General features: G+C 71.6%; 6 protein-coding genes. 4 read left to right on the top strand and 2 right to left on the bottom strand.

The window, feature by feature from the left end; all coding sequences use genetic code 11:
- Positions 1-51 precede the first annotated feature (51 nt).
- The gene (gene eccB, locus AB0H43_RS23445) at positions 52-1446 is read right to left on the bottom strand and encodes a type VII secretion protein EccB (RefSeq protein ID WP_360002310.1); all 1395 of its coding nucleotides are present in this window, start codon (positions 1444-1446) and stop codon (positions 52-54) included.
- A 2-nt stretch (positions 1447-1448) separates the two neighbouring features.
- Positions 1449-2825: a type VII secretion integral membrane protein EccD gene (gene eccD / locus AB0H43_RS23440; RefSeq protein ID WP_360002308.1), complete on the bottom strand. Its 1377-nt coding sequence runs from the start codon at positions 2823-2825 to the stop codon at positions 1449-1451.
- Positions 2826-2911: 86 nt separating this feature from the next.
- On the opposite strand from eccD, the gene eccCa reads away from it, so the two are divergent.
- Genes eccCa through AB0H43_RS23420 form a run of 4 tightly spaced genes read left to right on the top strand, consistent with a single transcriptional unit; the run spans position 2912 to position 13412 of the window.
- Positions 2912-6838, top strand: coding sequence for a type VII secretion protein EccCa (gene eccCa / locus AB0H43_RS23435; protein WP_360002402.1), 3927 nt, complete (start codon positions 2912-2914; stop codon positions 6836-6838).
- Positions 6839-6867: 29 nt separating this feature from the next.
- Positions 6868-8904 carry a hypothetical protein gene (locus tag AB0H43_RS23430; RefSeq protein WP_360002306.1) on the top strand — a complete coding sequence of 679 codons (2037 nt, stop codon included), beginning with the start codon at positions 6868-6870 and terminating at the stop codon, positions 8902-8904.
- Positions 8897-11311, top strand: a complete 2415-nt coding sequence (locus tag AB0H43_RS23425; RefSeq protein WP_360002304.1) for a WXG100 family type VII secretion target — start codon at positions 8897-8899, stop codon at positions 11309-11311. Before AB0H43_RS23430 ends, AB0H43_RS23425 begins: the two co-directional genes overlap by 8 nt.
- A 31-nt stretch (positions 11312-11342) precedes the next feature.
- Positions 11343-13412, top strand: a complete 2070-nt coding sequence (locus tag AB0H43_RS23420) for a hypothetical protein (protein WP_360002302.1) — start codon at positions 11343-11345, stop codon at positions 13410-13412.
- The last annotated feature ends 18 nt before the right edge of the window (positions 13413-13430 follow it).

Raw genomic sequence — 13430 nt, 5'->3', positions numbered from 1 at the left:
CCGAACGCGCGTCCGCCGCTGCGCCCCGCGGTGTGGCGTAAACGATATCTGTTACGGCGAGAGCCGAGAAGTGTCCACAGGTGACATTGGTGTTACCGCAGCCTGGCTGGCGGCTGCCGGGTCGAGCGCCACACCTTCGGGCAACCGGTCCAATAGGGACGCCGGAAGGAGCACCGGAGTGCCGGCGTACCCGAGGGCGACGGCGGTCTTGTCGTCCGGGACGGCGTGGCGCACGCCGAGGTCGCTGATCAACATGAGCGGTCCGCCGGTCGCCTCTGAGCTGGCCATCGAGCGGACCATGACGGCGTGGCCGGGCTCCATCAAAACGGCGTCCGCGAGCGGCAGGCCACCGCGCCCGGCCGCTCGCCGGGGCACGACCAGGGCGGCGCGCGCCGGCAGCCGGCCGCCGATCGTCAGGGACAGTTCGTCCGCCAAGATATTGGCACAAACGATGCCATCGTCGGCGATGGATGCAAACTTCGGGACCTCGGCCGGCGGTGCGGTCCCGGCGAAGGTCATGGGTGGCAGGACGTCGCCGAGTCGCCCGGCGTCGAGCGTGACGGGATCACCGGGCAGGCCGCGTACCAGGGCTCGCTGGAGTGGCGTGATCTCCTGTGCGCCCTCACGCCGGGCGAGATACGTTCGGCCGCCCACCTGAATGATCTGCCCGACCTTGACCCCGGCCAACTTCGGCGCCGGTTCGCCGACGCCGGGCACGTCGATGGGGCCGAGCGCCGCCCCGAGCGGGATCGGGGCCAGCCACGCGTCGCCCACCGGCAGACCCTGCTGAACGGCGAAACCCAGGGCGGGCAGGACGAACTGCGGCTCGCGTACGGGGTAGCGACGGCCCGACCAGAGGACGTATCTCGTCCCGTCCGGCCCGGCCACCAGGACGGCGTTCTCCGCCAACGCCGTCGGCGAGGTCGGCTGCGCACCCGCCAGCACGATGGTCACGGGAGTCGGCCGCCCGGCCGAATCCTTCCGCGTCGCGGTGCACAGGTTCCAGGCGCCACCCAGGTACGCCTTGGCCGGAACCAGGTCGCTCGGCGCGCCCGGCAGACCGAGGAGGGCGCCCTTCGGCCAGGTCAGGGAGGCGCGGGCGACCTTCACCGAATCGCTGTGCCCCACGATCAGGGCGGCCGAGGCGTAATTGGCGGTCGGGTAGAGCGTCCGGGACGCCGGATCGCACACGTAGGGCGCGCCCGACTCCTTCTCGATGATCACCGACTCGCAGCTCTGCCAGGTCGTGCTGCCGCTGGGGAAGATCAGGCCGATGACCGCCGTCGCCCCGAGCGCGATCGCCAGCAGCATCACCCCGGCGAAGATCGTGCCGCCCGCATGCCGCCCCGCCCAGTCGAGCGGGTCGGGCCGGTGGGCCACCAGCGCCTTGATCTGACGCTGGTGCAGGTACTGCCGGGACTGGATCAGATCGCGTCGGCTGAGCATCGTCAGCCGCCCAGTCCACGCATGAAGCCGAAGAGGCCGAGGACGAGCGCCGCCAGGATCGGCACCGCCGCCGTGGCCAGGAAGGCCGTCCAGTCACCGAGCCGCCCGAGATGCGGCGACGGCGTACGCCGGGAGAAGCGCCGTCCGGCCGCGAGCGCCGCGAGCGCGACGGCCAGCCCGCCGGCCACCACCGCCGCGGTCGCGCCCGCGGTGCCGCCGAGACTGCGCCAGGCGTACCAGAGGAGACTCACGACGGCCAGGAGCCCCACGGCCAGGAGCGGGACGCGGTGCCGGACGGTGGCGAAGGCGCGCGAGCGCAACGCGCAGATCAGCCCGAGCGCCCCGACCAGCGCGACGCCCGACGGGCTGGGGTGGGCGGCCAGGAGCAGGACACAGGCGGCGAGGGTGGCGCACGCACCGCCGAGGAGGCCGGTGAGCAGGCGATCCGACCGGCGGACCGCGTTGTTGAGCACCTCGGCGGGCGGATTGGCGGCCTCGGCCTGACCGGTCAGCGTCGGTACGGGCGGGGTCGGCACGCCGCCCGCGGCCATCGCCCAGCGCGGGACGGTCATCAGCAGCATCGCTGTCAGTCCACTCACGACCGCGGCCGATCCCTCCACAGTGGCCCAGTCGATCGCGTTCAGCAGCGCCACGATCCCCAGGCAGGCGCCGAACGTCGCGCCGGCGGTGAAGAAGACGTCGTCCCGGATCAGCGCCCGGCCGATGACGGCGGCCAGCAGCAAACCGGCCAACCCGGCGGTGAGCGGCCAGGGTCGCAGCAGGTCGTCGGGGCCGGGCGCGCTCACGAGGACCGCCCCGAGTGCGGCGTAGAGCATCGCGAACGGCGCGGTCAGCCGAGCGGCGGACAGGCCCGGATCGAGCCGCTCGTCGACCACGGCCGCGCCCAGCAGCACTGCTGCGACGGCGAGCGCGGCGGCGCCCGACTGCCAGCTCGCTGGAGTGAGCGCGGTGAGCACCAGCCCGGCGGCCAGCACGACGGCCGCCGCCCACCACCCGGTACGCACCGTGGCGCTCGCGCTCCACACCAGACCGAGCCGGCCGGCCCGTTCGGCGATGGCCTCGGCGACGTCGTCGAAGGCGGGCTCGGGCCAGTGCTGATCACGCGGAGCGAGCACGAGCGTCTCGCCGTCGTAGACGTCCTGGGCGGCCAGCGACCGGGCAGGGTCGAGGCGGCCGCCGTCGACCCGCCGCAGGACCCAGCCCCCGTGGTCGACGCCGTCCTCGGCGAGGGTGCGGCCGGCATGCCGGAGCACTGCGGGCAGGACGCCCGCCAACGGGACATGTTCGGGGACGGCCATCTCCACCCGGCGATGCGGGGCGATGACGATGATCCGTGCCAGTCCTGTCTGTTCCACCATGGACCGTCCTCCCCGACGACGGCGTTCACAATAGACAAGATCGGTCTCTCCGTCACTATCATGTGCCGGTGGCGACCACGATCCGGATGCGCCGGCCGCGGCGGAACGCACCACCCTTCCCCGCCGGCGAGATCGTCCTGGAACCCCCGTCGGAGATCCCGGAGCCCGAAGGCGGCATGGGCGGCCGGTTGATGATGATCCTGCCGATGATGGCCGGGGCGGTGGCCATGATGCTGCTGTTCGCGGGCAACTCCGGCGGGATCCTGCGCATCATCACCGGCGGCCTGCTCGGCGTCGCCATGCTGGGCATGGTGGGTACGCAGTTCTCCCGGTTCGCCGGCGGCAGCAAGGGCGAGATGACCAAGCTGCGGCGGGGTTACCTCTTCGAGCTGGCGGGCGTACGCCGGACGGTGCGCTCGGCGATCCGTACTCAGCGGGCGGCGGAGTACTTCCGCCATCCCGAACCGGGCCTGCTGTGGTCGCTTGTGGACAGTTCCCGGCTGTGGGAGCGCCGCCCCGCCGACCCCGACTTCGGCCAGGTACGCCTCGGCCTCGGCGCCCGGGACCTGGCCACGCCGCTCGTGCCGCCGCCGTTCGTGCCGGTGGAGAAGGCCGAGCCGGTCAGCGCGGGCGCGCTGCGCCGCTTCCTGAGCACCTATCGGCAGGTCGACCAGCTGCCCATCGTGGTGGCGCTGGACGGGTTCGCCTCCGTCCACCTGCACGGCGATCTCGATCAGGCCCGGCACGTGGCGCGGGCGATCGTGGCGCAGGCGGCGTTCTTCCACGCACCCGACGATCTCCTGATCGGGGCGTGCGCCGGGGACAAGTCCAGGTTCCTCTGGGAGTGGGTCAAGTGGCTCCCGCACGCGGCGCATCCGGAGAACACCGACGCGCTGGGCGCGCTCCGCCTCGTCACCACGTCGCTCGCGGCGTTGGAGGCGATGCTGGAGGAGACGCTGTCGACCCGGCCGCGCTTCAACCCGGCGGCGACCGAGGTCAGCATCGAGGGTCCGCATGTGCTCGTCGTCGTGGACGGAGCGGAGACGGCCGGCTCGGACCACCTGGCCGCCGACGGCGGCGTGGAAGGCGCGACCGTCGTCTGGATCGGCGGCGAGCCGCCCCGTCATCCCGATCGCAGCACCCTGGTCCTCAAGGTCGGCGCGGACGGCCGGTTGACCGCCACCACGCACGCCGGCTCCCAGGTCCTCGGGTACGCCGACGACCTGCCCCTGGTCGTGTCGGAGTGCCTGGCGCATCAGCTGTCGCCGCTGCGGCTGGCTCGGGCGAGCACCGGCGAGCAGGCGATGACGTTCACCCACGACCTGACCGACCTGCTCGACATCCCCGACCCGTACGCGCTCGACCCCGAGGTGACCTGGCAGCCCCGGCCCAATCGGCAGCGGCTGCGGGTGCCGATCGGCGTCGGTCCCGAAGGCGAGCGGATCGAACTCGACCTGAAGGAGTCGGCGCAGGACGGCATGGGGCCGCACGGGCTGCTCATCGGCGCGACCGGCTCCGGCAAGTCCGAGCTGCTCCGGACGATGGTGCTGGCACTGGCGGTCACCCATCCGCCGGAGATCCTCAACTTCGTCCTCGTGGACTTCAAGGGCGGCGCGACCTTCACCAAGCTGGACCTGCTGCCGCATACCAGCGCGGTCATCACCAACCTCGCCGACGAACTCCCATTGGTCGACCGCATGACCGACGCGATCAACGGCGAACTCGTACGCCGCCAGGAGCTGCTGCGCCGGGCGGGCAACTACGCCTCCCTACGCGACTATGAGCGGGCCCGGCTGGCGGGCGTACCGCTGGAACCGGTGCCGAGCCTGCTGATCGTCTGCGACGAGTTCTCCGAACTGCTGTCGGCCAAGCCCGACTTCATCGACATGTTCGTCCAGATCGGACGCCTGGGGCGGTCGCTGGGCGTACACCTGCTGCTGGCGAGCCAGCGACTCGAAGAAGGCCGGTTGCGGGGTCTCGACACACATCTGTCCTATCGCATCGGTCTGCGGACGTTCTCCCCGATGGAGAGCCGGGCCGTGCTGGGCGTGACGGACGCGTACGAGCTGCCCCGGGCGCCCGGCCACGGGTTCCTCAAGTTCGGCGTCGAGGCGTTCATCCGGTTCCGCGCCGCGTACGTGTCCGGGGTCCATCGGCGTACGCAGGCGGTCGTCGTTCCGGAGACCACGGTCTCCGTGGCGCCCTTCGTCTCCGGCTATGTCGCCAAGCCGGCGGCCGTGGAGACGCATACGCCGGTGGACGACGACGACCTGGAGGCGGTCACCGGCGACACCCTGCTCGACATCGTGACCGAGCGGCTGGCCGGGCACGGCACACCGGCCCATCAGGTGTGGCTGCCGCCGCTGAGCGACTCGGTCCCGGTCGACGCGGTGGTCGGCGAGCTGACGACCGTGCCCGGCCTCGGCCTCACCACCGCCGACCCGGCTCGGCGCGGCACGCTGGAGGCGCTCGCGGGCGTCGTCGACCGGCCGTTCGAGCAACGCCGGGAGGCCTTGCGCTTCCAGCTGTCCGGCGCGGCCGGGCACATCGTCGTCATCGGCGCGCCGCAGACCGGCAAGAGCACCCTGGTCCGCTCGGTCATCCTCAGCCTCGCCCTGACCCACACCCCCGACCAGGTGCAGTTCTACTGCGTCGACTTCGGCGGCGGCGGCCTGTCCGCGCTCGCCGACCTGCCGCACGTCGGCAGCGTCGCGACGCGGCGCGAGCCGGACCTGCTCCGGCGGACCGTCGCCGAGCTGGTCGCCCTGCTCGCCGACCGGGAGCAGTTCTTCGTCGAGCATCGCGTCGACTCGGTCGCGGCGTTCCGGCGGCGGGCCGCCGCGGGCGAGTTCGGCGACGAGCGCTGCGCCGACGTCTTCCTCGTGGTGGACGGCTGGCTCACCCTGCGCAACGAGTTCGAAGACCTCGAACCCAAGGTCCACGACCTGGCCAACCGCGGCCTCACCTACGGCATCCACGTGGTCGCGGCCGCGAACCGCTGGTTCGACCTGCGGCCCTCGGTCCGCGACCTCTTCGGCTCGCGCGTCGAACTGCGGCTCGGCGACCCGTCCGACTCGGCCATCGGCCGCCGGGCCGCGGCCAACGTCCCGCAGGACGTGCCCGGCCGCGGCATCACCTCCGACTCGTATCAATTCCTGTCGGCCCTGCCCGCGATCAGCTCGGCCGGGCCGACGGTCGATCAAGCGGTTTCCCTGATACGCACAGCGTGGCCGGGCGGGATCGCGCCACGTGTCCGGCTGCTCCCGGAACGGGTCGAGTACGCCGAGGTCCTGGCGGCCGCGGCGGACCGTCCCGAAGTGCCGATCGGCCTGGGGGAAGCCGACCTGCGCCCGGTCTACCTCGACCTCGACGCCGACCCCCACTTCCTGATCTTCGGCGAGACGGAATGCGGCAAGTCGGCCTTCCTGCGCATGCTCGGCCGGGCGATCGCCGATCGGCGTACGCCGGACCAGGCCCGCATCATCGCGCTGGACTATCGGCGCAGTCTGCTCGGCACCATCCCGCAGAGCCACCTCATCGGCTACGCCACCAGCGCCGACCAGGGCAAGCAGATGCTGGCCGAGGCGTACGGGTCGCTGCGCAAGCGGCTGCCGGGGGCCGACATCACCCCGGAGCAGCTGCGTGCCCGGGACTGGTGGACCGGCCCGGAGCTGTTCGTCCTCGTCGACGACTTCGACCTGGTGGCGGGGGAGAAGAACCCGCTGATCGTGTTGCAGGAGCTGCTGCCGTCGGCCCGCGAGGTCGGGTTGCACGTGGTGATCGCCAAGCGTGGAGGCAGCTCCGGCCGGTCGGCGTTCGACCAGACCCTCGTACGCCTCAAGGAGGTCAACACCCCCGGACTGGTCATGTCGGGCGACAAGAACGAGGGGCCGATCCTGGGCAACGTCCGAGCCAGCCACCTGCCGCCAGGACGCGCCTGGCTGGTCACCCGCAAAGAGGGCGCCCGACTGATCCAAGCGTCCTGGCTGGACAGTCCACATGGCACTTCCTAGGAGCTGCCTGGGCAGTTATCCTTCTGATCGTGGGGGACGGTGACCTTCTCCAGGCGGAACTGGAGGGTCTGCGCGCCTTCAGCGGGGATGCCCGCCGTGCAGCCCTCGGATTCACCGGCGTCGCCGGTGAGCAACTACCCGACATCGAGAAGGCCGCTCAGCGCATCGGCACCCAGGACGGTTTCCTCGAACTCCTGCGCTTCGGCCGGGTCGCGCTGGCCGACCACAAAGTGCTGAAGGCGTTCAGCCTCGACTTCGGCGACGGCCTGTCCAGCACCGGATACGCCGCCGACCTCGCGGCCGGCTGGTACGAGCACGTCGAGCAGCAGGGCAGGAAGACCCTGCAGAAGATCGAGGACGCCCTCGTCGCAGGGGAGGCGCCCGGCCCGGACTACGGCGAGGCGGTCACCGTCCCGGCCGCGCCGCCGGCCGCCCCCAAGGACTACGGATACGCCCGGCCCGGCGATACGCGTACCGGGTGGGACGCGCTGTCCCTGGACCAGATCAAGACCCTCGTCCTGGGCGTCGACGTGACGGCGGTGACCGACCTGGCGGCCGGCTGGCGCAAGATCGCCGACGCGATCGACACCGCACAGCAGCGGTTCGGCGAGGACGTCAAGGGACTGCACTGGTACGGTGAAGGCGGCACGGAGTTCCACGGCAACGTCGGCAAGACCATCGCCTCGGCCAAGCGCTGGCGGGCGAGCGCCGACCAGCGGGCCGCCAATTACGAGATGACCGCGATCCGCCTCGCCACCGCGAAGGACCGCATCCGGGAGATCGCCGGAAACCTGAAGACCACCTTGGACGACCGTCAGCTCGACCTCGCCGAGGCGACCACGCCCGAGCAGCAGGACGTCATCCTCAAGCAGATCAACCAGGCCTGGATGGGCGCGACCATCTCGGCCCGGGCCATCGCCAAGCAGCTCGGCGCCGACCTGGCGACCAGCGGCGACGCCTGGGAGCCGGTCGACCGCTATCGAGGGCTGGTCGGTCTCGACCCCAACCCGCCGACGGGTGGACTCGACGACCCGGGCGGCGGCGGACTCAACGCCCCGAATACCCCGGCTACGCCAGGTCCCGGCGGCCCCGGTGGCCCGAACCTGCCGACGCCGCCGGTGCCGCCGAACCCGGGGCCGTCCGGCCCGGACGACGGGGATCCCGGCAATCCCGGCGACGACTCGGGTCCGTCAGGCAATCCCGGAAACGGTTCCGGTCAGGTCGTCCCGCCGACCGTCCCCGGTACGCCCGGCGGTGGCGTCGGCGGGCAGTCCGGCCTGGTGACAGTCCCCGGCATCGGCGGCTTGCCACCGGGCGGGGCACCGGTTCTGCGACCCCCGGTGGGGCCGCCCATCCTGAGCGGCCGGCCCCCGTTGACGACCCTGCCGCCGTCCATCGGCGGTGCTTCCTCCGGCTTGGGCGGCGTACCGATCCTGGGATCGCGCGGCGGACTCTCCCCATCGTTGGGCGGCCGGGGCACCAGCCGTGGCGGATCCCCGGTCACCCGGCTCCCCGGCACTCCGGTCGAGCCGGCGGGCCAGTTCCAACCGGGCAGCCTGCAGCCGGAGCAGATCCACCGCCTGGACGACGGCGACGCCCTTCCGCTCCTGCCCGGTCTCGCCGGCCGGTCCGCGGTCACCGGCCCGCCCCTGATCGGTGGGGGCGGCGGTTCGCTGCGGCCGGCCCCGATCGTCGACCGATCCGGGCTCGTCACCGGCCGGGGCGCCCGGACATCGATCGTGGCGCACACCGACGACGATCTGCCGCCCGGGATGCCGCTCGGTCTGTGGCCGTCACCCGGCGTACGCCTCGACGGCCGGTGGGCCGCGTCGCCGCGAGCCTTCGCCGGTCCACCGGTGACGCTGACCGAGAGCATCGAATCCGGTTCCGTGCTCCGATCGCGGACGGTCGCCCGAGGCGGCAGCCTCCAGCGTCCGGAGGCCGCCCCGGTCGCTAGCCCTGACCCGATCGCACCCGCGTCCGGATCGACGGCACGATCCGCGGCGGCGCAGCGGGAATCGGCGGCTCGCCAGCGCCGTGGCCGGGCGGAGGAACGCCGTGGGTGACAAGGTCCAGAACGACGGGCGCGGCATCAAGGACTGGGCGGCCGACTTCGGGAAGGTGAACAAGAGCTTCGTCGACGAGTCCGACGACGCGATCGAGGGCGGCGGCAAGCACGTCAGCATCGGCACTGACGACCCCATCGGCGACTACGCCAACCAGATCCATGTCGGCGCGCTCGCGGCGGCAGGGCGTACGCTGCCGGAATTCACCTACTTCATCGAGACGGTGAAGTCCTACATCGGCGACAAGAACTCGGGCATCATCGGCTACCGCTACGTCGTCGAGGCGGGGTTCAAGTCCTACGGCAAGGCCGCCGAGATCGCGTCTAACGAGTACGGCAACCACGAGGAGTACAGCCGCAAGGAGCTGTCCAAGGTAGACAAGGACATCTTCGAGAAGCTCGGCATCAAGATCGAGGACGCCCCCGGTTACACCCCGAACACCGTCACGGTCACCGGCCTGCCCGGCGCGGCCAGTCGCACTCGGTTCCTGCCGCCCTCGGCGTCGTCGCCGGGCAAGCCGAGCGACTGGAAGTCGATGAACTACACCGAGCAGTACTACACGATCCTCAGCATGAAAGACGAGCCGGTCTTCCATCTCAGCACGATGATCGGCTGGATCGGGCTCACGTTCTTCGACTACGCCCAGCGCCTCAAGTCGCGAGTCAGCCAGCTCGGCAGCGGTGGGGACAAGGCGATGTGGATCGGCGACGCCCACGACGTCTTCGCCGATCAAGCCGCCTTGACGGCCAAGAACATGGAGTCCTGGAACACCAAGCTGCACGACCTCGAGGACATGCTGGACCGGGCGGCCTGGGCGATCCGGACGGCCAACAACGAGGCCGGCAAAGAGATCACCCGGCTCAACAAGGCGTTCAACGGCTGGGCCGACATCTACAACGAGAAGATCCGGCTCGCCAACCAGAACTCCACCAAGACCTACCAGGGCATCACCATCCCGCAGTTCCAGCAGGCGTACAGCGATCACATCGACGAGGAGATCGAGGAGACCCACAAGAAGCTGGCGGAGATCGGCGAGAGGATGAGCCAGGGCCTCCTCGACAACACCAGGTGGGACACTCCCGACCCCTACGAGGGCCTGATGCTGGCCTCCGAAGCAGGTGGCCCCGGAGTCGATCCGACCGGCGGGAACAAGCCGAAGCTCGGCGCGCCGAACCTCGGCGGCGGGGGCGGAGGCGGCGGTGGCGGTGGTGGCGGTGGGGCCGCGCCGCAGGTGAGCGCGCCGAAGGTGCCGACCGCGCCCAAGAACAACACGAAGCAGCCGACCGGCACCAAGCCCACGAATCCCAACGACGGCACCGTCACCCCGCCGACCGTGCCGACGAATCCCGGCGGGAACAACAACGGCAACAACGGCAACGGCAACAACGGGAACGGCAACGGCAACGGCAACAACGGCAACGGCAACGGCAACGGGAACGGAACAGGCAATCCGAACGACGGCACCGTGACGCCACCGACGATCCCGACCGTCCCCGGCACCGGCGGTGGCACCAATGGTGGGACGGGCGGTACCGGTGGCACCGGTGGTGGGACGGGTAATCCCAACGACGGCACCGTGACGCCACCGACGATCCCGACGGTCCCCGGCACCGGGACCGGTGGCACGGGAACTGGTTCGGGCGGCTCGGGTAACGGCGGCGGAGTCGTCGTGCCGCCCATCCCCACCGTCCCGACCGTGCCGGGGACTGGTGGCGGTGGGACCGGCAACGGTGGCGGAGTCACACCTCCCACCGTTCCCGGCACCGGCGGCGGCAACGGCACCGGGACCGGTGGCACCAATGGCGGTACCGGCACCGGTGGCGGCGGGACCACCCCGCTGCCGACGTTCCCGACGACGCCCGGCGGGGGCGGCACCAACGGATCCGGCTGGGGAAGCCAGCCGTGGACGCCGGACCCGATCACCCCGGGAGTCTCCCTCGACGGCCGTAACGGCCTCGGAGCCGGCGGCGGCCTTGGTGGGCTCGGCGGTGATCCCTTCACCGACACTCCGGTGACCCCCATCCGTCCCGGCGTCGACGGTGGCGGCTTGACCAGCTCCGCCATCGGCGGTGGCGGAGGCGACGCGAACTCCCAGATGTATCCGCCGATGATGCCGCCCATGGGCGGCGCGGGCATGGGCGGCATGGGCGGCGGTGGCGGGGCCGGTTCGGCGCGTCCTGTTCGCCGTGGTGCGCCGAAACTCGTGGACTCACAGGGGCTCGCCGATCGCTCCGTCCTGTCCGGACGATCGAAGAAGCGGCGCGCGCCCGAGCCGACCGTCGAGATCGAGCAGATCGCCGATCCGTGGCTCGCCGACCAGAAGCCGGACATCGAGACCACCACGCCCGCGGTCGGCCCGGACACCGGCTCGGCCCCGTCGGCATCCCACCGGCAGTCGTCCTTCTGACCGGCTCCTTCACCGCTGAGAGAGAGGCGCGATGGCTGGCGAGGTGCAGACGCACGGCCAGGACATGCGTGACTGGGCCCACGACTTCCAGGCAGTCGAGACCGACTTCGACGACGAGACCGGCGACATCGTCGGGGGCACCGGTGAGCACGTCAGCTACGGGACCAACAGCAAGATCGGCGACTACGCCGTCGGCATCGTCCAGATGCAGGACGGCGCTTCGGAGCTGCCTGAGTTCACCTACTACGTAGCGGCGATGAAGGCGTACCTCGGAGACGAGTCGTCCGGCATCCTCGGCTACGTCGGCGTCGTCGGCGACGGCTTGAAGTCCTATCGCAAGATGGTGGAGACCGCCGCCGGCGAGTACGGCAACAACGAGGTCTACGGGCAGAAAGAGTTCGACCGGATCGACGACTCGATCCTGGAGAAGGCCGGAATCACGCTCGACAGGTCGCCCGCGTACTCGGAGGCGACTATCAAGATCGCTGGAGAGTCCGACGCCGCGGCGCGCAGCCAGGTCCGCCCGCCCGCCGTCACCAAGCCCGCCACCGCCGGCGACTGGTCCGGCATACCGTATCCCCAGGTCGCCCAGACCGTCCTGAGTGTGCGGGACGAGCCGCTGTTCCACCTGGCCACCGGCTTCGGCGTCCTCGGCACCTCACTGCTGACCTCCTCGGCGCGGCTGGCGGACCGGGTACGGCTGCTCGGCAACCATCGCACCTGGGAAGGCCGTGCCGCCCGCGTCTTCGAGCGTACGGCCGACAGCACCCAGGTTTCGATGACCACCTGGAGCTCCGAGCTGCAGAAGCTCGCGCAGATGGTCTACCGGGCGGCGGCGGTCGTCCGCTGGGCGCGGGAGAACACCCGGCTCCAGGTGGACGACTACGACAGCGAGGTCAAGACGCTGAACGACCAGTACGACGCGGCGATCGCCGTCGCCGACGAGCATGGACTGTACGTGCCGCCCGGATCGTCGCACAGCGCGTCTGGTCTCACGGCGGCCCAGTTGGAGGACCTTCGGCAAGGGTCGCTGGACTATCGCCGGCAGCGGGCGGCGGAGGAGATCCAGAAGATCGGCCGCGCCCTGAGCGAAGGCCTGCTCGCCAACGTCACCTGGGACGCGCCCGACCCGTACCGGGGACTGATGCTCGACGCCGTCGTGAGACCGGGCGGCCCCGCCGCGCCGGGCGGCGGTCCCGGCGGTGGACCGGGCGGAGGCGGGCCGGGCGCGGGCCCGGCCAAGCCGCCGGCCACGACGGTCAAGCCGAAGGTTCCGAAGACCGATCCGTACGAGCCGCCGGTGATGTGCCGGCCGCTCGTCTACCCGGCGAAGCCGACCCAGACACCGGTCATCACACTCGCCACCGTGGTTCCGGCCGGTGCCCTGCCCACGGCCGACCTGCCGGGTGTCACTGCGGCCACCCCGACGATGCCAGGGCTACCGGACGCGCCGACGGTGACGGCTCCCGGGATCGGCACCGGAACCGTCACCGATCCCACTGTCCCGGCGATTCCCACGACCCCGACCGTCCCCGTGATTCCGACGATCCCGGGTACGCCCGGCTCCGGCGTCGGGACACCGACGGGCGTCGTGCGGTCGCCCGCGCGGCGGACGGACGACGTGAGCAGCGGGACTCCACCGTGGTGGAACACCTGGACGACCAGCCCGACCTCACCGGTGTCGCTCGACGGCCGCCTCGCCGCGCCGGAGGAGGAGTCTTCCGCACTGACCTCCGTCAGCCCGGGTGGTGGGGCCGGGGCAACCGCCGTCATCGGTGGTGCCGGGGCGGCGAGCAGCGACGCGGCCTCGATGCCGTTCCTGCCGCCGATGATGGGCGGCGGCGGTGGAGCCCCCGCCGGGGGAGCCGGCTCCCCACGCGCCGTACGCCGAGGCAGTCCCCGAGTCGTGGAGCCGGGCTTCGGCCGCCGTGGGCCGGGCGCACTGACCGGCCGGGGCCGGGACGCGGACAAGGACGAGCCGCAGGTCGTGGCGACCGAGGCAGGGACCTGGCTCGGGTCGGCGGAGCAGCCGGCGAACGCTTCCGCCGCCGACCCCGGTCCGGGTACGCCGGCCCGGCCGGTCTCTCGGCAGGTGTCCTAGTGGTGGTCAACCGTCACG

This window comes from Hamadaea sp. NPDC050747, assembly GCF_040654195.1.
In the GTDB taxonomy this organism is placed as follows: Bacteria; Actinomycetota; Actinomycetes; order Mycobacteriales; family Micromonosporaceae; genus Hamadaea.
This window is presented reverse-complemented; position numbering and strand designations above follow the sequence as displayed.

Coding starts and splice junctions, on each gene's coding strand:
- eccB (WP_360002310.1), bottom strand. CDS start 1,446: ATGCTCAGCCGACGCGATCTGATCCAGTCCCGGCAGTACCTGCACCAG.
- eccD (WP_360002308.1), bottom strand. CDS start 2,825: ATGGTGGAACAGACAGGACTGGCACGGATCATCGTCATCGCCCCGCAT.
- eccCa (WP_360002402.1), top strand. CDS start 2,912: ATGCGCCGGCCGCGGCGGAACGCACCACCCTTCCCCGCCGGCGAGATC.
- AB0H43_RS23420 (WP_360002302.1), top strand. CDS start 11,343: ATGGCTGGCGAGGTGCAGACGCACGGCCAGGACATGCGTGACTGGGCC.